The sequence below is a fragment of the Thermosinus carboxydivorans Nor1 genome (genome assembly GCF_000169155.1).
In the GTDB taxonomy this organism is placed as follows: domain Bacteria; phylum Bacillota; class Negativicutes; order Sporomusales; family Thermosinaceae; genus Thermosinus; species Thermosinus carboxydivorans.
Map to the genome: position 1 here is coordinate 309398 of NZ_AAWL01000001.1, position 20063 is coordinate 329460.

A 20063-nucleotide genomic window follows, 5' to 3' on the forward strand; every position below is an offset into this window, starting at 1 on the left:
ACAAAAGAAAAAAAGGACACTAAGTAAGCGCGGCGCTTACTCTGTCCTTTTACCTGAGAGATTGCCTAAATTCGGCTCCCCTTCGGTGACCGCAGCATGCGGTTCTCTCCAGAGGCGTGTCAAACCAGGGTCCTTTTGCCTGAGAGTTTCTCGCCTGTTTGCTCCTTCGGCGCCGCCTAAGGCGGTCTCTCCCCCGGTCATCATCCAACTTTATGCTTTTGGCATATAGTTTCTCTGCCAATCAGCCTTTTCCTGCCCGAATATTGCGTTATTATCCATATTTTTTCCATGAACAAACGTTTGTCAAACATATGTTTTTTTCTTATAATAAAGACAAGTAACACTTGGTTGGGCAGGTGGAGCCTATGGAAATAGAGCAAAAGCTAAAACTGCTGGGTGAAGGCGCCAAGTACGATGTATGCGCCTCGACGGCCGCCCGCCCTGGTAAACATCGGCGGCCGGCCATCGGCCAAACCAGCCCGGCCGGCGTCTGCCATTCGTTCACTCCCGACGGGCGCTGTATATCTTTATTCAAAGTTTTGCTTACGAACTACTGCGAACGCGATTGCGCCTACTGTCCCAATCGCGCGGCTCGCGACGTGCCCCGCACCCGCTTTGCCGCCGACGAGCTAGCAAAGCTGTTCATGGAGTTCTACCGCCGCAATTATGTAGAAGGGCTGTTCCTGAGCTCAGGGGTTTGGCATTCCACTGCCCGCACCATGGAAGAGATTATCAAGGTTGCCGAAATCCTGCGCTATCGTTACCACTTTGGCGGCTATATCCATCTAAAAATTATCCCTGGGGCCACGCCGGCCGAGATTGAAAAAGCCGCCGCCCTGGCCAACCGTATTTCCCTTAATATGGAGGCGCCGACCGCAGCGCACCTTGCCCGGCTGAGCCGCACCAAACAGTTTGACGACGAGCTGCTGTCAGGCATGGCCAACATCCGCAACGTCCTCCGACACCATCAGAATACCACCCATTCTACCCAATACATCGTCGGCGCTGCTGGCGAAAGCGACCGGGATATCCTCTTGTCTGTCACCCGGCTTTACCGGGAATACGAATTAAAACGCGCTTATTTCAGCGCTTTTCAACCTGTCGCCGCCACGCCGCTGGCCACTGTCCAGCCCACGCCGCTGCTGCGGGAAATCCGTCTCTATCAGTCGGATTTTTTGCTGCGCCTGTACGGTTTTTCCTTTGACGATATTGTTTTTGACGCGACCGGCAACCTGGATCTATCTCTCGACCCTAAACTCGCTTATGCGCTGCACAACCCCCAGCTGTTTCCCCTGGAAATTAACAAGGCTTCTTACCGCGAACTGCTAAAGGTTCCCGGTATCGGTCCGCGGTCAGCGGCCAAGATTGTCCAGGTGCGGCGCGCCTACCGGTTTAGCGACCCCGCCCAGCTCAAAAATATCGGGGTAGTCATCAAACGGGCCTTAGCGTTTCTCACCGTCAACGGCAAATATTACGGCAACCGCCGATTGCTCCAAGCGCCCAAACGTGAATACTATCAACAACTCAGCCTCTGGGGTGATGACCGTGATCTCCTGCTCGCCGACCCCCGGGTCGATAATTAAAGCGGCGATATTGGCCCAAATCCACAACGACCTGCCTTGCTTCAAGGGAGACCACGCAGCACTTGGTCTGTTTATGTATACCGACCAGCTGGACGCCGATCTTACCGCCCTCCCCTGTCTGATAGAACAATTACGGCAAAACTGCGGCCTAAACGCCAGCTGGCTACTCGGTTCGCCGGGACGCACGCTGACCCGGCTGATTGCCGCCAATCTGCGTTACGCGTCCCCTGACCGCGCCGCCGTTATTTTCGCCGCCGTCGAGCAATCTCTCCGCTACGGCCATGCTTATTGTCTGTGCGGGGTCAGCGAAGTCAGTAAGTTATTTGTCAACCGGGCCCGGGCTATTGCCCGGGAAATTCATAAGATGCTGGGGTTTATCCGGTTTCAGCCCGCCCCGGACGGGGCACTCGTGGCTCGCCCCAAGCTATTTCATGACACGGCCGACCTTATCCTGCGCAAATTCGCTGGCCGTTACCCCAAGCAGCGGTTGGTTTTGCTCTTGGACGACCGCGCTCTCGCCCTGGAAAACAGGCGCTTGTTTACCGTGCCGGCCGCCGATTATCTGCCGCATATTGCCGTCGACCGTTTCAGCCAGGCCTGGGAAACCTATTACCAGTCCCAATATATTGCCACCCGCAAGAATATAGCCTTGGCCAAACGGGTTATCCCCAAAAAATACTGGGACTGGCTGGCGGAAGGCAAAATCTTGGCGCGGGAGGCTTCCACCTAATTTTGCCGCTGGCAAAATTTCGCGCAGCTTATATAATATTTTATGTAATTTTTTCTCTACGAGGTGCCATATGCGTCGACATTTACCGCAGCAATATTTCAGCCGTCTCTGGCGGGCCGTCATTGAATTTGACCTTATCAGCGATGGCGATCGCATCCTTATCGGGTTGTCCGGCGGCAAAGACAGCAGCTTTCTTACCTATGCCCTGGCCCTACTGCGCGATCATTCGCCCCGCAAATTTGAACTTGCCGCTATCACCCTCGATCCTATGTTTTCCACCGACTTTGCCACCGCCGGCCTAGCGGCGTTCTGCGCCGACCTGGGCATTCCGTTTCATACCTTTAAAATTGACATTGCCGGTGCCATCGCCCGGAATGACGGCAAAGACCCCTGCTATAGCTGCGCCTTTTTCCGGCGCGGTGCCATCAACCGGTTTGCCAAGGAAAACGGCTTTAACAAAATTGCTTATGCCCACCACCACGATGACGCCGTCGAAACTTTTCTCATGAGCATTCTCTATTCAGGGCAGATCAAAACTTTCTTGCCTAAGACTTACTTAGACCGCACCGGTCTCACCGTCATCCGGCCCCTCATTTATTTCCGGGAAAAAGAACTGCGCCGCACCATTCAATACCACGGTTTTACGCCTATCCCCAGTCCCTGCCCGTATAACGGCAAGACCAAGCGCCAGGAAATAAAAGAACTAATTCGCGGCTTAGAGCGGAAAAATAAACTAATCTACACCCATTTGTCCGCGGCGATGCGGGAAGGCTCGCTCATTGAACTATGGCCAGCGCCCCTTTCCCGCCAGGACATGCAACAAAAACACCATGCTTTTTGGCATCCATGCGAAAACCTCCCGCCTGAATAAACCAGGTGGGAGGTTTTATTATTATTGACCGAAATGTTGCGGGACAAACGCCAGAAATTTTTCCACAGCCAGCGTACAGAACTTTTCGGCGTTGTAAATCATGGTAAAATCCCGGCGGACAGGCCCTTCCTGCAGGACAATCGGCCGCATTTCACCCCGCTCCACTTCGTCGCTCACGGCTAGAATTGAAATAGCGGCAATTCCGAAGCCAGCTTTTACCGCTTCCTTTATTGCCTGAGTACTGCCCAGTTCCATGACGACGTTGAGACGGTCGAGCGCATAACCTGCCTTCTCGACGAAAAGCTCAAAAAAACGGCGCGTACCTGATGTCCGCTCCCGCATCACCCAGCGCTGGCTGAGCAGCGCGCCAAGCGCACATGGCTCGCCACATGCCAGGGGATGGCTGGGCGGCGCAATAACCGCCAGTTCATCACCGCCGCACGGCACGGCGCAAATATTACCGGACAATTGAAACGGACCTTCAATAAAGCCAACATCAAGAACACCATCTATGACCATGGCGGTAATCTGTTCGGAATTGTAAATTTCCATGGTCATATCCACATTCGGATACAACTGGCGGAACATGACCAACACTTTTGGCATAATGTACTCGCCAATCGTCAGACTGGCGCCAATCCGCAGCCGGCCGCTCACATCATCGGTCAAAGTCTGGATGGCCTTTTGTGCCCGCTGGTATAACGTTTCAAGTTCCACCGCATAAGGATAGAGCGCCTCGCCGGCTGCGGTAATGGCAATCCGCCGGTGTAGACGGTCAAACAGCTTAACGCCAAAATGGGTTTCCAAATTTTGAATGTGCTGACTGACGGCCGACTGCGTCATGTGCAGTTCCTGTGCCGCCAGCGAGATGCTGTTTTTTTCCACAACCGTTTTAAACACCAGTAATTGTAAGTCTAACATGGCATCCTCCGGTTCCTTGCTTATTTGATTTTCCCCAGAGAAAAAGACCATTACCCGCTCATAGAGCAGTATATTTTTAATGAATTAAATCCCAAAGCTGCTTGCCAATTAACAGCCCCGTCACGGAGATAAACAGGGGACGGACATAAGCAACACCCTGCCGGATAGCTAGGCGTGAACCGGCGAGCGCTCCGCCAATCATGCCGGCGCCCATAATCAGTCCGTATTGATAATTCACCGATTTAAGCAGCATAAATGTAACGATTGCCGCAATATTGCTGGCGAAGTTTAATATTTTGGCGTTGCCGGCCGCCTCCACGAAATCAAACCCAAGCAGGAGAAACGCAAAAATTAGGAAAGAACCAGTACCAGGCCCGAAAAAGCCGTCGTAAAAACCAAGTAACAGAGCCGCCAGCCCGCTTAGCAGGCCTGTCTTTTTCGTAAACCCGCGGTAAGTAGACTCTTTTCCCCAATCTTTTTTGACCAGGATGTAAACGGCTACGGCAATGAGCATAACAATGACTAAAGGGCGCAAAAATTGGGGCGGCATATGGCGGACGACGTATACGCCGGCTACAGCGCCGAAAAAGGATAAGGGAAAAAGATATTTCACCGCCCCGAGGTTGACCTTGCCTGATCTAATGAAAGAAATTGTACTGGTCAAGGTGCACATGACACTTGCCAACTTATTGGTACCGAGAGCGAGATTGGGCGGTAAACCGGTCAGAAGGAGTGCTGGCAGAGAAATAAGGCCACCGCCGCCAACAACCGAATCGATGAACGACGCCGCAAAACCGGCGCCCAGCAAAAACAGCACCATCTCCAAGCTAATGTTTTCCATGTCTTGTTCTTCCTTTCCTGCCGTAACTGGTATGTGATATCAGGGCAAAACAAAAGATGGGCGGCAAGCCAAGCGGCGTGCGACCCGCGGTGGTCCGGCCTAATGGACGGACGTTGGCGCGTCAGGCGGAGCAGGCAAAAAACGTACCTTGGGATTATGCTCCTCGACAAAGCGGAGGGACCATTCATTGGTAAACAGCGCTACCGGGCGCTCGCGCCCATCCCGAACCAGCATGCTCCTATCCATGCCGCGCAGCGTTTTAAGATCAATGTCTTCCGCCTCCAGCCACCGCGCCAGTTCATACGGCAGCGGCTGAAACATTAGCTCTACGCCATACTCGTGTTTCAGCCGATACTGCAGCACTTCAAACTGCAGTTGTCCCACGGCGCCGATGATGAAGGATTCAAACCCGGCGTCAAGCTGCCGGAATACCTGGACTGCCCCCTCCTGGGCCAATTGGGTGACACCTTTGACAAACTGCTTGCGTTTCATCGTATCCTTAGCCTGCACTCGCGCAAACCGCTCCGGCGGGAAAACAGGAAAATCCTCAAAAGCAAGCGTGTGGCCCTCGGCGACAAGTGTATCGCCGATGCTGAAGATTCCCGGGTCGAACAGACCGACAATATCCCCCGGATAGGCTTCTTCGATTATGGATCGGTCCTGGGCCAGAAATTGCTGGGGCTGGGTGAGTTTCAGCGTTTTGCCCGACCGGACGTGATATACCGACATCCCTCTGGTAAATTTACCGGAACAAATCCGGATAAAGGCCAACCGGTCCCGGTGAGCCGGGTTCATGTTCGCCTGAATTTTAAACACAAAGGCCGAAAATAGTTCGTTGTCCGGCTCAACCGGGCCTGCCGTAGAAAGGCGCGGCGTCGGCGGCGGGGCAAGGCGCAAGAATTCTTCCAAAAACGGCCGTACACCGAAATTAGTCATGGCGCTGCCAAAAAACATAGGCGTCAGTTCGCCCCTGAGCACCCGTTTAATGTCGAACGTTTCACCCGCCATATCGAGCAAGGCTATGTCATCGCAAAGCGCTTGGTGAATATCTTTCCCGATAATCTCGGTAAACGCCGGGTCGTCCACACTGCCGATAACCGAAGGCATTACCCACTGCCCATGGGACCCGTCGTTTTGAAACAGTTCAATTTGGGCCAGTTGCCGGTTATAAACGCCCTGATAGTTGCCATCGACGCCAATGGGCCAGTTCATGGGATAGGCCTGAATCCCCAGGACTTTTTCAATCTCTTCCATCAGCTCAAACGCACTTTTGCCGTGCCTGTCCAATTTATTGACAAAGGTAAAAATTGGAATGCCGCGCTGTTTGCAAACTTTAAACAGTTTTTTGGTCTGGGCCTCCACCCCTTTCGCGGCATCAATCAGCATAACGGCGCTGTCTACGGCCATCAGCGTGCGGTAAGTGTCTTCACTGAAATCCTCATGGCCAGGAGTATCCAAAATATTGATACGATAGCCATTATAATCAAACTGTAAAACGCTGGACGTTACCGAAATGCCGCGCTGTTTTTCGATTTCCATCCAGTCCGACACGGCATGCCGCTGCGCTTTGCGGGCCTTTACCGAGCCGGCCAGGTGAATGGCTCCGCCGTAAAGAAGCAATTTTTCCGTCAGCGTCGTTTTCCCTGCGTCAGGGTGCGAAATTATGGCAAAGGTGCGACGGCGCTGAATTTCCTTGGTCAAATCTATCGTCATGGAGTACCTCCTGTGAATTAAAATCAACTTATCTATTTTAGCATATTTTCGCCGCCATACGAAACCTGTGCTGTGACAGGCCAAGAAAAAAGCCGCAACCTAAGCGGTGCAGCTTAATCGTTTTTGCCAAATAGGCGTTTTTCGATGGCTACGGCGGTAGGGGTGCGGGCCAGTCCGCCTTCCGAGGTTTCCCGCAGCATTTTGGGCATAACCAAACCGATTTGGTGCATCGCGTCAATTACTTCATCGGCCGGAATAACGCTTTCGATGCCAGCCAGGGCCATGTCGGCGGCAACAAGGGCGTGGACGGCGCCGAAGGCATTACGCTTGACGCACGGTACTTCCACCAGCCCGGCCACCGGGTCGCATACCAGGCCCAACATATTTTTCAGTGCCAGCGCCAAGGCATGGCCGACTTGCCGCGGCGTACCGCCGGCCATTTCGACGATGGCGCCGGCCGCCATGGCGGCCGCAGTTCCGCATTCGGCCTGACAGCCCCCTTTCGCCCCGGAGATGGAGGCGTTTTCGGCAATTACCAGCCCAATGCCCGCCGTGGTAAACAGGGCCTGAACCAGCGTTTCATCATCACAACCTAATCCTTCGCCAACGGCCAGCAGCGCGCCGGGAACAATGCCGCAGGACCCGGCCGTAGGACAGGCCACAATTCGTCCCATGCCGGCGTTAACTTCGCTTACCGCCAGCGCATAAGCGGCCGCCTTATAAACGGCACTGCCGCATAACGTTGAACCGTCCTGTAGCCGATCCTTCATCCGCGCGGCATCGCCCCCGACCAACCCGCTTAATGACTTTTCCCGGCTGGCTAGGCCGCTCTGAACGGCCTCACGCATTACCGCAAGATTGAGGTGCATTTGGTTCCAAATCTCCTGACTCGGACGCTGGCTGCGCTCGGTTTCGTACTGCCAGACAATATAGCCAACTGGCTTTTGCTGCTGTTCGGCCAAAGCCACCAGCTCGGCAATTCGTGAAAACCGCACCATCTTCTTTCCTCCTTATACGGGTGGCACCAACAGGGCTGTTTGCACCGCCGGCACATGCCGCACGGCGGCGAGAGCGTGCTCGGGGATAGGCTGGTCGGCTTCCAAAATCATAAGGGCCTGAGCCCCCCGCTCTTGCCGCGAAACACGCATAAACGCGATATTAACCCCTTCTTGCGCCAGCACATGCGTCACGAGGGCAATCACGCCCGGTTTGTCCCGATGCACGGTAATTAGCGTGTAATATTCGCCGGTGAGTTCCACGGCATAGCCGTCAATTTCCGTAATTACAATATTGCCGCCGCCGACGGAAGCACCGACAACCCGCAGTTTGCGCCCCGATACGCCGGTCAAGTTGAGGGCCGCCGTATTCGGATGGACGTCGCCCAGATCTCTGGTTACAAACGTAACCTGCAGGCGCCCGGCCGCCATGTTGAGCGCATCCCGTAGCCGCTCGTCGTCGGCAGCCAGGCCGAGCAGTCCGGCTACCAGTGCCTTGTCGGTACCATGGCCCCGATAAGTCTGGGCAAACGAACCATGCAGCTCAATGACCGCTTCCGCCGGCGGTTCGCCCAAAATGCTGAGCGCCATCCGGCCCAACCGGGCCGCCCCGGCCGTATGCGAACTCGACGGCCCAATCATGACCGGCCCGACAATATCGAAAACCCCGCGCATGATATCCCTCCAGGCAAAATGTAACCTGAGTTTATTCTAACACATTGCCTGTCCATTTAACAGTTGAAGCCGCCCCGACAAAGGGCGGCTTAGACGACATTTACCTTTATTTTCGTTATTTTCGCCGACGCTGAAGTTCGGCCAGCAATTCACCCGGCGTAATGTCATGATGAGCCAGGAGTACCAGGCAGTGATACCATAAATCGGCCATCTCGTAAATAATCTCGCCTTTATCTTGGTTCTTCGCGGCAATAATCGTCTCGGCGGCTTCTTCGCCAACTTTTTTTAAGATTTTGTCCTGTCCCTTCGCAAACAGATAAGTTGTATATGAACCTTCTTGCGGATTTTTTTTGCGATCCAAAATTACCTGGTATAAATCAAGCAAAATGCCGGACGGATCGGAATGTTGGGCCGCAGCTGATTTCTCACCGGCCAGCCGCCTGCTGAAACAGGAAAAAGTCCCTTCATGACAGGCCACACCCGTCTGCTCAACCTTTATCAGCAGAGCGTCGGCATCACAGTCATAGTAAATGTCTTTCACTTTTTGTACATGGCCAGAAGTTTCGCCTTTTTGCCATAACCTTTTCCGGCTGCGGCTGTAGAACCAGGTAACGCCTGTTTCAAGCGTTTTGGCCAACGATTCCCTGTTCATATAAGCAAGCATTAGTACCGTGCCGGTAGCGTCATCCTGGACAATGGCCGGCACCAGCCCGTGCGCGTCATATTTCAGGTTTTCTATATTCTTTTCTATATTCATAGTCTGACCTCCACTCCCCGCGCCCGTAAGTATTCTTTCACTTGGCGCACCGTAAACTGACCGTAATGAAATACCGACGCGGCCAATACGGCATCGGCCTTACCATGGACAAGGACATCGTAAAAATGCTCCAGTTTGCCGGCGCCGCCGGAAGCAATCACCGGCACGTCAACACACTCGGAAACGGCGCGGGTCAGAGCGATATCATAACCGTCCTTCGTCCCGTCCTTGTCCATGCTGGTCAGCAGTATTTCCCCTGCCCCCAGGGCCACCCCGCGCTGAACCCATTCCAGCACGTCAAGCCCGGTTGGCGTACGGCCGCCATTGATATACACTTCCCACCGGCCTGGCGCGGTCTGACGGGCGTCTACTGCCAGGACAATGCACTGCCGTCCGAAACTTTTCGCCCCTTCGGCCAAAAGACTGGGATTTTTCACGGCGGCCGTGTTGAGCGATACTTTATCGGCGCCGGCGTTAAGCATGGTGCGGATGTCGTTCGCCGTCCGGATGCCGCCGCCCACGGTAAAGGGAATAAAAATTTGGGTGGCGGTGCGTTCCACCACCTCCACCATGGTACGGCGCTCTTCGACCGAGGCGGTTATATCGAGGAAAACCAGTTCATCGGCCAGTTCGCGGTCGTAAGCGGCGGCCAGTTCTACCGGATCACCGGCGTCGCGCAGCCCGACAAAGTTGGTCCCCTTAACAACCCGCCCGGCTTTTACGTCCAAACAGGGAATAATGCGCTTGGTATGCATTATGCTTCTTCTCCTTTCGCCACCCGGATCGCGCTGCGCAGACTAAGTGCTCCAGTATATAGGGCCTTGCCAGCAATAACGCCTTCAATCCCTGCCGTCCGCGCCTGCCACAAAGCGCGAATATCATCTAGGCCACGTAGGCCCCCGGAAGCGATAACCGGCACACCAGCGGCGCAAGCTAAAGCGCATGTCGCTTCCACATTAATGCCTGTCAGCGTACCGTCCCGGCTGATGTCGGTATAAATGATCCGCGCTACGCCGACGGCTGCCATCTGCCGCGCCAATTCCTCGGCGCCCACCTGACCGCTGACACCCCACCCTTCCACGGCGACCACGCCATCGCGAGCGTCAATCCCGACGACAATGCGGTCGCCATACCGCGCACAGGCCTCTTTTACCAAGGCGGGCTGCCGCACGGCGACCGAGCCAAGAATAATCCGGCTGATGCCAGCCGCCAAAACGGTGTCGATGGTGTCCATGGTGCGGATGCCGCCGCCCAGCTGGACAGGAATGTCCACTTTTTTCGCAATGGCGATAACTAGCTCAAGATTAACCGGCCGGCCCGCAACCGCCCCATCCAAATCGACAACATGGAGGTACTCGGCCCCTTCCCGGCGCCACCTTTTTGCCACCTCGACCGGATTGTCGCTGAAGACCGTTTCGGCGTCAAACCGTCCCTCGGTCAGGCGCACGCATTTGCCGCCCCGGATGTCAATAGCTGGAAATACTATCATCAGACCATCTCCTTAAAATTGGCCAGTATGCTCAAGCCCACGGCGCCGGACTTTTCGGGGTGGAACTGAACCGCCTGAACATTGCCTCGCCCCACCGCCGCCGTGACCGTACCGCCGTAGTCGGTTACCGCCGTAACCAAGGACGCTTCATCCGGTACGGCGTGATAACTGTGCACAAAATAGACATAGGCGGCTTTGGGCAAATTCTGAAATAACGGACTAAACTGCCTCAGTTCCAGACTGTTCCAGCCCATATGCGGCACTTTTAGTCCCGGTGCGGCCAGCCGCCGCACCATGCCAGGAAAAACGCCCAACCCCGGCACGCCCGGGTCTTCCTCACTGCCTTCAAACAGCATCTGCAGCCCGACGCAGATACCCAAAAACGGCACCCCCCGGGCAATGACTTCGCGTATGACGTCCACCAGACCGGCGCGGCGCAGGTTGCGCATACAGTCGCCGAACGCGCCGACGCCAGGCAGTACTACTTTGGCGGCGGCGGCAATCACCTCCGGTCGGTCGGTTACAGTCACCTCGGCCCCTAACCGGACAAACGCCTTAGCGGCGCTGTGCAGGTTGCCCATGCCGTAATCGATTATGGCAATCATGCCGCCTCTCCTCCTTTTATAACGTTCCTTTGGTTGACAGAACGCCATCAATGCGCCCGTCCAGCCGTGTCGCTTCATCCAGGGCCCGCCCCAGTGCCTTGAAGATGGCCTCGGCCATATGGTGGGCATTGCGGCCATACAGCAGGCGCACATGAAGCGTAATCCCGGCATGGACAGCAAAGGCGCGTAAAAATTCTTCCACCAGTTCGCTGGCCATATCGCCAATCCGCTCTACCGGAAAAGCGGCTTCAAAATGTAAATAAGGCCGACCGCTGATATCCAGCGCTACCATCGCCAGTGCTTCATCCATTGGCACGAAAGCCGTCCCGTAGCGGCGGATTCCCTGTTTATCGCCCAGTGCCCGGGCAAACGTGCGACCCAGGACAATCCCGGTATCCTCAATGGTGTGGTGGCCATCAACGAACAGGTCGCCCGTGGCCGTCACCGTCAGATCAAACAGCCCATGTTTTGCGAATAAATTCAACATATGATCGAAAAAACCAATCCCGGTGGCGATTTCCGCCCGGCCGGCGCCATCAACATTAAGCGTGGCTTTGACCTGCGTTTCCGCCGTCTGGCGTTCTACCGTAGCCGTTCTGGTCATTGCGCTGCCCCTCCTTGCGTAATTGCGGCCAAAGCCTCAATCACGGCGTCATTTTCTTCCGGCGTGCCCACGGTAATCCGCAAGCACCCGGCAAGACCAGGCGCAGCGCTGAAATCACGGATACCGATGCCGCAGGCGGCCAACCCGGCGCTGATCCGCTTGGCGTCAACCGCTTTCACGAGGAGAAAATTGGTCGCTGACGGATAAACGGTAATCCCCGGCAGGCGGCTGAGCTCATCGGCCAGCCGCTGCCGCTCGGCAATAATCTGCCTGATTCCCGGCGCAAATTCCTGCCGCAAATCATATGCCGCTTCTGCGGCAGCGAGCGACAGGGCATTGACGTGATACGGCAATAGCACCCGGCCAACAAGGCTGGTAATCTCGCCAGACGCCAGCAGGTAACCTACCCGGGCAGCGGCCAGGCCGTAAGCCTTGGAAAAGGTTCGGACCACGATAAGATTAGCGTATTGCTTTAGCAGTGGTAGTGCCGATTGACCATAAAACTCGTAATAGGCTTCGTCCACAACCACCGGACAGGGAGCTGCCGCAACAACCTTTTCAATAACGGCGGGCGGGATAACCGTCCCGGTAGGATTATTGGGGTTGCACAAAATAATCAACCCGGTGCAGTCACGTTCAGCGGCCGCCAGCACCGCGGCGGCATCCACGCCGAAATCCTCTCCTAGCGCGACCGGTACCGCCACACTGTCGGCCAGTTTAGCATAGATGCCATACATGGAAAAGGACGGCCAGGGATAGACAATACCGCGGCCGGCGCCGCCAAAGGTGTAACAAAGGGCGGCTAAGAGCTCGCTGGAGCCATTCCCGATCAGAACATTCTCGGCCGTGAGGCCGCTCTCGGCAGCAATTTTTTGCCGCAGGCTCCGCATGGCCATATCCGGGTAACGGTTAAAGGACAAACCGGCCAACCGTTCCATGATAGCAGCCTGCACCGGAGCCGGCAGCGGTGTGGGCCGCTCGTTGGCATCCAGTTTAATCACCCATTCCCCGTCATCAATGGTGTAAGACGGTAAACGTTCGAGGCCTGGTCTTACTTCCATAGCGTTCACTCCTTCCTTAGCCGCACGGCATTAGCATGGGCCTGGAGCCCTTCGACGGTCGCCAGCCGGATGATATCGTCACTGACGGCGGCAAGGGCCGCCTTGGTATAAGCGATGATGCTAGTCTTTTTCATGAATGTTTCAACATTGAGCACCGAATAAAACCGCGCCGTTCCGCCCGTCGGCAACACATGGTTGGGTCCGGCCAAATAGTCACCTAATGGTTCGGGGGAGTAAGGCCCAAGGAAAACGGCCCCGGCATGACGAACATAGGGCAGCAGGCTAAACGGATCAGCGGTAACAATTTCCAAGTGTTCGGGCGCCGACATATTGGCCAGCTCCACCGCCTCAAAAAGATCGCGGGCAATAATGATCAAACCGGCCCGCCTCAGCGCCGCCGCCGCTATTTCCCGGCGCGGCAGGGCTGCCAGTTGAACTTCGATTTCGGCCGCTACCTGCCGGGCCAAAGCAGTGCTATCTGTTATGAGAATACTCGAAGCCAACGGGTCATGCTCGGCCTGGCTTAAAAGGTCGGCCGCAATATAGCGAGGGTCGGCGGTGCTATCGGCGATAATCAGTATTTCGCTTGGCCCGGCCAGCATATCAATATCGCAATGCCCATAGACCGCCTTTTTCGCCAGCGTAACAAACAAGTTACCCGGTCCTACGATTTTGTCCACCTTCGGAATGGTGGCCGTGCCAAAAGCCATGGCAGCAATCGCCTGGGCGCCCCCAACTTTGAAGACTTGCGTCACGCCGGCTTCGCGGGCCGCCACCAATACATACGGATTAATACTGCCGTCCCGATGCGGCGGCACAGTCATAATTATTTCTTTTACCCCGGCAACAGCTGCCGGAACGGCATTCATGATAACCGAAGATGGGTAAGCGGCAGTACCGCCTGGCACATAAATCCCCACTCGGTCGAGGGGAATACACTTTTGGCCTAAAATAGCCCCCTGCTCCCGCTCGGTAAACCACGATTTCGGCAGTTGCTCGGCGTGAAAGCGGCGGACATTGGCAATAGCCCGCCGGATGGCGGCGACGGCTGCGCAGTCTACCATACCGACGGCGGCAGCAAATTCTGCTTCGCTTACCGCTAACGTGGCCGGACTTAGCTCTGCACCGTCAATCGCCCGCGTATAGCGCAGCAGCGCATCGTCCCCCTCCCGGCGCACGTCGCCGACGATTTGCGCCACTACCTCGCTAGCGGTCATGTCGCGCCCGAATACCTCCCGCACTCGCTGCCTGACATTATCACTAAGCTCTACTTCATCAAAAGCGGGCTTATGAAATAAATTGACCAGTTCTTGCGCCGTTAGATCGGTGCTAACTACGATTTTCATTTGTCCGCCTCACTTTCTACCAGGCTCTTGAGCGCTTCAGCCAGACTGTTAATCCGCTCGAATTTCATTTTAAAACTCACTCGGTTGGCAATAAGCCGGGCGGTCGAAGGCTGGATTTGCGCCACCTCGACCAAATTGTTTTCCCGCAGCGTGCGGCCTGTTTCCACCAGGTCCACAATGAGTTCGGCCAAGCCGACAATAGGGGCCAGTTCGATCGACCCATTCAGTTTAATAATTTCCATTTGGATCCCCATGCTGTGAAAAAACCGTTCAGCGATGCGCGGATACTTGGTAGCCACCCGCATATGCGCATAATCGCTGATTTTGTCTTGCCTGAGCGCCTGGGGAACCGCGGCAACCATGCGGCAGTAGCCGAACTTAAGGTCAAGCAGTTCGTAAACATCCTTATTTTCTTCTAACAAGACATCTTTGCCAATGATCCCGATATCGGCAGCGCCATATTCCACATAGGTAGGCAAATCGCTCGTCTTAGTGATAATAAAACGAACTTTGGCGTCATCATTGCTGATAACAAGTTTGCGCGAATCTTGGCTCAAACCTTCAGCGGCACAGCCGACACTGGCCAACATCTGCACCGCCTTGTCAAAAAGTTTACCTTTCGGCAGCGCTACTGTCAGGTAATTCATGTCCAGCGGCGTCATGAATCATCCCCATTTCTTTAATTAGTTAAAATGTTAATATGATAATATATTACCATACGACAAGAAATTTCGTCAATCCGCTTACCAGGAATTTATATGAATACGTAGAAGTATTTGGCAGAATACTAACTACTATAAGGGAGGGGCATTATGACACCCGCACTCAATATCCTTGTCCTCAATCACTTGGCCGAGCGGCATATTAACACAATCACCAGCGTAATGCCAGGAATTACCGTCCATACGAGCGACCTGGCCCAAGCGGCCAGCTTTATTGCTGATACGGATATCCTCGTGTCCTGGGGCTGGATGGATATTCGGGAACTGTTTTTAGCCGCTCCCAAATTAAAATGGGTGCATGCCCTGAGTGCCGGCGTAGAAAACCTCGTCTTTCCGGAAATACAAGCAAGTTCCGTTATTCTGACCAACTCCAGGGGAATCCATGGTATTCCTGTTTCCGAGCACGTTCTGGCCCTGATGCTGACCTTTACCCGCGGCCTCAACCGCCTAATTCGCCAACAAGCAGAAAAACGGTGGAAGCGCGTTCCCACTGATGAATTGCACGAAAAAACGATTGGTATTGTCGGGCTCGGCAGTATCGGCCGGGAAATTGCCAAAAAAGCCAAAGGCTTGGGGATGAATGTCCTCGCCACTAAACGGGAAATGACCACCGAAATTTTTGTCGATAAACTCTACACCCCAGACCGGCTTATCGATATGCTGGCTCAGTCCGATTTTGTCGTTGTCGCTTTGCCACAAACAGAAGAAACACGAGAATATTTCCGGTTGGAACATTTTGAAGCCATGAAACGCACTGCCTATTTCATAAATATTGCCCGCGGCACGGTAGTGCGCGAAGCTGACCTCATCACCGCGCTCGAGCAAGGCCTCATCCAAGGCGCCGGTCTTGATGTTTTCGAGCACGAGCCATTGCCGGAAAACAGCCCCCTGTGGGATATGCCCAATGTTATCATTACCCCCCACCTGGCGGCGCTGTCCCCCTACTACCTCGACCGGGCGGTAAAACTGTTCGCCGATAACCTGGCCCGCTTCTGCCAAGGCGGCGAAATGTTCAACGTCGTCGATAAAGAGAAGGGCTATTAATGCCTGTCATCGGCTTTTCGCAGGATATTGAGCTCCGGCGTATCGTCGTGCGCCGGAGCGCTATGGTGTTTGCGGACGGCATCGACCACCGCCCGCTCTGTGCCGATGATTTCGAGCAGACGGGCACTGCGTTCGGCATGATTAAAATATATATACAGGGCGTGGCGGAGATTGGCAATAAATCCGCCACGCCCTTCTTTCGCCCATTGTCGCGCCCACCGAGGCGCCAATTTGTGGGCCAGGACGGCTATGACCTTGTCGGCCACGCTCATATCGCCTCTCCTCCGCCCCACATCATGGAGCAGAGCGCTTTTAACCGCAATTTTCCAATCTGCCGCCGGATGCTGTGCCGCGAGCTTAGCCGCCGTATACGCTACGTTAAGAGTGTGCCGCTGGTCAGGCACGCTCATCTGCCAAAACAGCCGCTGCTCGGGTTCGGTTAAGTGCTGCTTCACAAACATTCTGTCCTGCTCACTGATGCGGGCCGTCACCGCGGCGAAAAATTGCCGTACCCGTTTACGCATTTTTAACCACCAACATAGATGAGGTTAGCATATCCCATGGCTTGACGGCAGGCTTCGGCCGCCGCCTTATCCTGTGGCTGAAGCCCAAGACCGACGATGCGCCCTGCCGCGCGGAGCTCGCCGGCCAGCGCAATCGCCTCATTCAGCCGCCCCGGCGCCCAGCCAATATAGACGTCTTTGGCGTTGCCGTCCGGGGTCAGACCCTGCCGCTCAAGCGCCAGCATAAGGCGCTCGATGCCCAGAGCAAAGCCCGTAGCCGGATATTCCACCCCAAAAGCGCCTACCATGCCGTCGTAGCGCCCGCCGCCGCAAAGGGGGAAGCCTAGGCCCGGCGTGTAACCTTCGAAAACAGCCCCTGTATAATAGTCAAAATTCCGGATGATCCCCAGATCGAAAGAGACATGCCCGCTTACGCCGTAATACTCAAGAAGCCGATAAATCTCCGCCAGGTTATCGAGGGCGCGGCGGCTCATGTCGTTGCTCACCATGCCATAGGCCGCATCAAGCATATTTTCCCGCCCGTGGAGCAGCGGAATACGCTTAAAAAGTACCTGCCCGGCCGGCGATAAGGAGCTCGCCGCCAGGGCCTCGTCCAGGCCGACCAGGTCGCGCTGCACCAGGCAATTTTTAATCCGCTGGCGCTCGGCCTGCGGCAATTCGCATTCATTCATTAGACCGTTAATAAATTCCACCTGGCCGAGGCTGATCTGAAAGACGGTCAACCCTGCCTCCCGCATAGCCGCGGCCGCCAGCGCTACGACCTCGGCATCGGCGGCAGGCCCCGCCATGCCCATCAGTTCTACACCGGCTTGGTAGAATTCGCATTGCCGGCCGGCCTGGGCCTGCTCATACCGGAAGACGTTAGTCAAATAAAACAGACGCAGCGGCGCCGGCTGTTCCCGGAGCCGGGTAGCCGCTACCCGGGCAATAGGCGTAGTCATATCCGGCCGGAGCGCTAATAGCCGGTTATTTTTATCGAGAAATTTGAACATATGCTGAACCAATTCTTGGTCGGCGCCGACCGATAAAATGTCCAGATACTCAAATGTAGGCGTAATTACCTCGTCATAACCCCACCGGGTAAAAAGACCGGCAAGGGCGCTTTCCACCAAGCGCTTTTTTTTCGCATCACGGGGCAAAAAATCACGTGTCCCGTAGGGAATTTGCGGGACAAACTCATTTTGGCTCATGGGCTGCATCCTCCTGTCGCAAACGCTCTTGTTCTTCCAACCGGGCAAGAATAAGTTTGTAGCCATCGGCGCCATAATGTAAGCAGCGCTTGACCCGGCTGATCGTGGCCGTGCTGGCCCCGGTGCGCGCAACAATGTCATCATAGATGTGACCTGCCTTCAGCATCCGCGCCACCTCCAGGCGCTGCGCCATAGCTTTGATTTCGCTGATGGTACAGATATCTTCAAAAAACTGATAACATTCCTCCTCATTGGCAAGTAATAAAATCGCCTTGAACAGCTGGTCGGTCAAAGGTTCTTTCAGCTTAGGGTTAACGGGCATAATCCACACTCCTCCCGCGCACACATTACCACTTTGAGCATACTATTCGCCCTCTCTCATTCCTTTCCTGCCTTTATGTCTTTTATTCTTTAATTTACGAAAAAGTGAATTAAAAAATTTTTGCTTGACAGCCACTGCTATCCATGATAGCATGTAATTCAACAATGGCATAGCGAAACACTCTTTCATCAAGAGCTGGCTGAGGGACTGGCCCGATGACGCCGCGGCAACCATCGCATCTTTGGGTGCGAAACGGTGCCAATTCCTGCAGAACGGATAAGTTCTGACAGATGAGGGGGGGGGGAGTTTCTGTTTACAGAACAAAAACCTCTTCGTCTGCGAAGAGGTTTTCTTTATGCCAAGGAAAGGAGAGAAGCAAATGATTAAACTGACCGGCATTGAAAAGGTCTATCCCGGCACCAACGGAGCGGTCCATGCTCTTAAAGGCATAAACCTTCAGGTGCGCCGCGGTGAAATTTTCGGTGTCATTGGTAAAAGCGGCGCCGGCAAGAGTACTTTAATCCGCTGTATAAATATGCTGGAGCGGCCAACCCGCGGCTCGGTAGTGGTCGACGGTGAAGAACTAACGACGATGTCCGAAAAGGACTTGCGTGAGCGGCGCAAAAAAATCGGCATGATTTTTCAGCACTTTAACCTGCTGTCTTCCCGCACTGTCTATGAAAATGTAGCCTTCCCGCTTGAGTTGGCCGGCAAAAGCAAAACGGAAATTGCTCAGGCTGTTTTGCCGCTCCTTGAACTGGTGGGGCTTGCCGATAAACGGGATCAATATCCATCCCAGCTCAGCGGCGGTCAAAAACAGCGGGTCGGTATTGCCCGCGCCTTAGCCAGCCGGCCGAAAGTGCTCTTATGCGACGAAGCCACTTCCGCCTTAGACCCACAGACCACGCAATCTATCTTGAAACTGCTCTTTGACATCAATCAAAAACTGCAGCTGACCATTGTGCTAATCACTCACGAAATGCAGGTTATTAAAGAAATCTGCGACCGTGTGGCCGTCATCGAAAACGGCGTCATTATTGAAGAAGGCCCGGTACTCGATGTCTTCACCCGCCCCCAGACGGCCACGACGCGTGAATTCATCCGCACCATTGTCAACCATGACCTGCCCGATTTCTTTGCCGATACCGTCTTTTCGCCCACGCCGCTCCCTGACTCCAATCTTATTCTGCGCCTGTCCTTTATTGGCCGCTCGGCCGAAGAACCCATAATCGCCGGCATGATCCGCCGCTTTAATGTCGACACAAGCATCCTTTACGGCAATATCGACCACATCAAGCGTACTCCCTTCGGCACCTTGATTGTCGAACTGTCCGGCGACCAGGCCGGCATCCAGAACGCCCTCAACTACCTGCGGGCACGAGACTTAGGAATAGAGGTGATTGGTTATGTCGCAAGAAATGCTCGTGCTGTTGGCTGAGTCGCTGTGGGAAACAACTTACATGGTGGGTGTGTCGGCTTTTATCGCCGCCCTCTTTGGCCTCCCCCTCGGCGTCATCCTGGTAACGACTGACAAGGGACATGTTTTGGAAAACCTCGTTGTCAACCGCGTTTTGGGCGCAATCGTTAATGCTACCCGCTCGACTCCGTTCATTATTCTCATGGTCGCCATCATTCCCCTAACCCGTCTCATTGTCGGGACATCCATCGGCACCGATGCGGCCATTGTACCGCTGAGCATTGCCGCTATCCCCTTCGTCGGCCGCATCGTCGAATCGGCACTCAAAGAAGTCGACTACGGGGTCATCGAAGCCGCCCAAGCTATGGGCGCTTCCCCGCTACAGATTATTGCCAAAGTGCTCATCCCCGAAGCACTGCCCTCGATTGTGCTCGGCCTGACGATCACGGTAATCAGCCTGATTGGCTATTCGGCCATGGCCGGCGCTATCGGCGGCGGTGGGCTGGGAGATCTCGCCATCCGCTACGGCTATCAGCGCTTCCGGGCCGACATCATGCTTGCAACCGTCATTATCCTAATTGCTCAGGTACAGCTTATCCAATCGTGCGGCGACTGGCTCGCCCGCCGGTTGAACAAAAAATAATGCCCTAACA

General features: G+C 54.9%; 22 protein-coding genes and 2 riboswitches. Of the genes, 6 read left to right on the forward strand and 16 right to left on the reverse strand.

The features are described from left to right. Positions 1-117: 117 nt before the first annotated feature. Positions 118-204: riboswitch (glycine riboswitch) on the reverse strand. Between the two features lie 161 nt (positions 205-365). From TCARDRAFT_RS01365 to TCARDRAFT_RS01375, 3 genes are all read left to right on the forward strand, one after another. Continuing rightward, a complete protein-coding gene (locus tag TCARDRAFT_RS01365) occupies positions 366-1583 on the forward strand; it encodes a putative DNA modification/repair radical SAM protein (RefSeq protein ID WP_007288201.1) in 1218 nt (405 codons plus the stop codon). Beyond that, positions 1546-2313: a DUF4130 domain-containing protein gene (locus TCARDRAFT_RS01370; RefSeq protein ID WP_007288202.1), complete on the forward strand. Its 768-nt coding sequence runs from the start codon at positions 1546-1548 to the stop codon at positions 2311-2313. The genes TCARDRAFT_RS01365 and TCARDRAFT_RS01370 overlap by 38 nt, the downstream gene beginning before the upstream one ends. A 70-nt stretch (positions 2314-2383) precedes the next feature. Further along, positions 2384-3184: a tRNA 2-thiocytidine biosynthesis TtcA family protein gene (locus TCARDRAFT_RS01375; protein ID WP_007288203.1), complete on the forward strand. Its 801-nt coding sequence runs from the start codon at positions 2384-2386 to the stop codon at positions 3182-3184. Between the two features lie 21 nt (positions 3185-3205). On the opposite strand, the gene TCARDRAFT_RS01380 is transcribed toward TCARDRAFT_RS01375, so the two are convergent. The 13 genes from TCARDRAFT_RS01380 to hisG all read right to left on the reverse strand — a co-directional run bounded on the left by TCARDRAFT_RS01380 (position 3206) and on the right by hisG (position 14853). Then, positions 3206-4105: a LysR family transcriptional regulator gene (locus TCARDRAFT_RS01380; protein ID WP_007288204.1), complete on the reverse strand. Its 900-nt coding sequence runs from the start codon at positions 4103-4105 to the stop codon at positions 3206-3208. A gap of 76 nt (positions 4106-4181) precedes the next feature. Next, on the reverse strand, positions 4182-4946 hold the full coding sequence (locus tag TCARDRAFT_RS01385) for a TSUP family transporter (protein WP_007288205.1): 765 nt from the start codon (positions 4944-4946) through the stop codon (positions 4182-4184). A gap of 99 nt (positions 4947-5045) precedes the next feature. Continuing rightward, a complete protein-coding gene (locus TCARDRAFT_RS01390) occupies positions 5046-6659 on the reverse strand; it encodes a peptide chain release factor 3 (protein WP_007288206.1) in 1614 nt (537 codons plus the stop codon). A 113-nt stretch (positions 6660-6772) separates the two neighbouring features. Beyond that, positions 6773-7657, reverse strand: a complete 885-nt coding sequence (gene sdaAA / locus TCARDRAFT_RS01395; protein ID WP_007288207.1) for an L-serine ammonia-lyase, iron-sulfur-dependent, subunit alpha — start codon at positions 7655-7657, stop codon at positions 6773-6775. Between the two features lie 12 nt (positions 7658-7669). Next, positions 7670-8329: an L-serine ammonia-lyase, iron-sulfur-dependent subunit beta gene (sdaAB, locus tag TCARDRAFT_RS01400; protein WP_007288208.1), complete on the reverse strand. Its 660-nt coding sequence runs from the start codon at positions 8327-8329 to the stop codon at positions 7670-7672. A gap of 115 nt (positions 8330-8444) precedes the next feature. Further along, a complete protein-coding gene (gene hisIE, locus TCARDRAFT_RS01405) occupies positions 8445-9086 on the reverse strand; it encodes a bifunctional phosphoribosyl-AMP cyclohydrolase/phosphoribosyl-ATP diphosphatase HisIE (protein ID WP_007288209.1) in 642 nt (213 codons plus the stop codon). Beyond that, complete coding sequence (gene hisF / locus TCARDRAFT_RS01410) at positions 9083-9841, reverse strand: imidazole glycerol phosphate synthase subunit HisF (RefSeq protein ID WP_007288210.1); 759 nt, start codon at positions 9839-9841, stop codon at positions 9083-9085. The genes hisIE and hisF overlap by 4 nt, the downstream gene beginning before the upstream one ends. Then, positions 9841-10575, reverse strand: coding sequence for a 1-(5-phosphoribosyl)-5-[(5-phosphoribosylamino)methylideneamino]imidazole-4-carboxamide isomerase (gene hisA / locus TCARDRAFT_RS01415; protein WP_007288211.1), 735 nt, complete (start codon positions 10573-10575; stop codon positions 9841-9843). The genes hisF and hisA overlap by 1 nt, the downstream gene beginning before the upstream one ends. Beyond that, the gene (hisH, locus tag TCARDRAFT_RS01420) at positions 10575-11180 is read right to left on the reverse strand and encodes an imidazole glycerol phosphate synthase subunit HisH (protein ID WP_040682890.1); all 606 of its coding nucleotides are present in this window, start codon (positions 11178-11180) and stop codon (positions 10575-10577) included. Before hisH ends, hisA begins: the two co-directional genes overlap by 1 nt. Positions 11181-11196: 16 nt before the next feature. Next, positions 11197-11784: an imidazoleglycerol-phosphate dehydratase HisB gene (gene hisB / locus TCARDRAFT_RS01425; protein ID WP_007288213.1), complete on the reverse strand. Its 588-nt coding sequence runs from the start codon at positions 11782-11784 to the stop codon at positions 11197-11199. After that, entirely contained in the window at positions 11781-12845 is a 1065-nt protein-coding gene (hisC, locus tag TCARDRAFT_RS01430; protein ID WP_007288214.1) for a histidinol-phosphate transaminase, read from the reverse strand. The genes hisB and hisC overlap by 4 nt, the downstream gene beginning before the upstream one ends. Positions 12846-12850: 5 nt before the next feature. After that, a complete protein-coding gene (hisD, locus tag TCARDRAFT_RS01435; protein WP_007288215.1) occupies positions 12851-14191 on the reverse strand; it encodes a histidinol dehydrogenase in 1341 nt (446 codons plus the stop codon). Then, entirely contained in the window at positions 14188-14853 is a 666-nt protein-coding gene (gene hisG, locus TCARDRAFT_RS01440; protein ID WP_007288216.1) for an ATP phosphoribosyltransferase, read from the reverse strand. Before hisG ends, hisD begins: the two co-directional genes overlap by 4 nt. 150 nt (positions 14854-15003) lie before the next feature. On the opposite strand from hisG, the gene TCARDRAFT_RS01445 reads away from it, so the two are divergent. Continuing rightward, positions 15004-15957, forward strand: coding sequence for a D-2-hydroxyacid dehydrogenase (locus tag TCARDRAFT_RS01445; protein ID WP_007288218.1), 954 nt, complete (start codon positions 15004-15006; stop codon positions 15955-15957). On the opposite strand, the gene TCARDRAFT_RS01450 is transcribed toward TCARDRAFT_RS01445, so the two are convergent. The 3 genes from TCARDRAFT_RS01450 to TCARDRAFT_RS01460 are packed head-to-tail and all read right to left on the reverse strand — an operon-like array spanning position 15954 to position 17993. Then, positions 15954-16481 (reverse strand): HDIG domain-containing metalloprotein, encoded by a 528-nt coding sequence (locus tag TCARDRAFT_RS01450; protein ID WP_007288217.1) that lies wholly within the window; start codon positions 16479-16481, stop codon positions 15954-15956. The two genes, TCARDRAFT_RS01445 and TCARDRAFT_RS01450, sit on opposite strands and share 4 nt — an antisense overlap. A 2-nt stretch (positions 16482-16483) precedes the next feature. Further along, a complete protein-coding gene (gene hisZ / locus TCARDRAFT_RS01455) occupies positions 16484-17671 on the reverse strand; it encodes an ATP phosphoribosyltransferase regulatory subunit (RefSeq protein ID WP_007288219.1) in 1188 nt (395 codons plus the stop codon). After that, entirely contained in the window at positions 17658-17993 is a 336-nt protein-coding gene (locus tag TCARDRAFT_RS01460) for a YerC/YecD family TrpR-related protein (protein WP_007288220.1), read from the reverse strand. Before TCARDRAFT_RS01460 ends, hisZ begins: the two co-directional genes overlap by 14 nt. A gap of 182 nt (positions 17994-18175) precedes the next feature. Beyond that, a riboswitch (SAM riboswitch) is annotated at positions 18176-18290 on the forward strand. An 82-nt stretch (positions 18291-18372) separates the two neighbouring features. Between TCARDRAFT_RS01460 and TCARDRAFT_RS01470 the strand changes: the two genes are divergently transcribed. Then, entirely contained in the window at positions 18373-19431 is a 1059-nt protein-coding gene (locus tag TCARDRAFT_RS01470) for a methionine ABC transporter ATP-binding protein (protein ID WP_040682892.1), read from the forward strand. Then, a complete protein-coding gene (locus TCARDRAFT_RS01475) occupies positions 19400-20053 on the forward strand; it encodes a methionine ABC transporter permease (RefSeq protein WP_007288222.1) in 654 nt (217 codons plus the stop codon). The genes TCARDRAFT_RS01470 and TCARDRAFT_RS01475 overlap by 32 nt, the downstream gene beginning before the upstream one ends. The last annotated feature ends 10 nt before the right edge of the window (positions 20054-20063 follow it).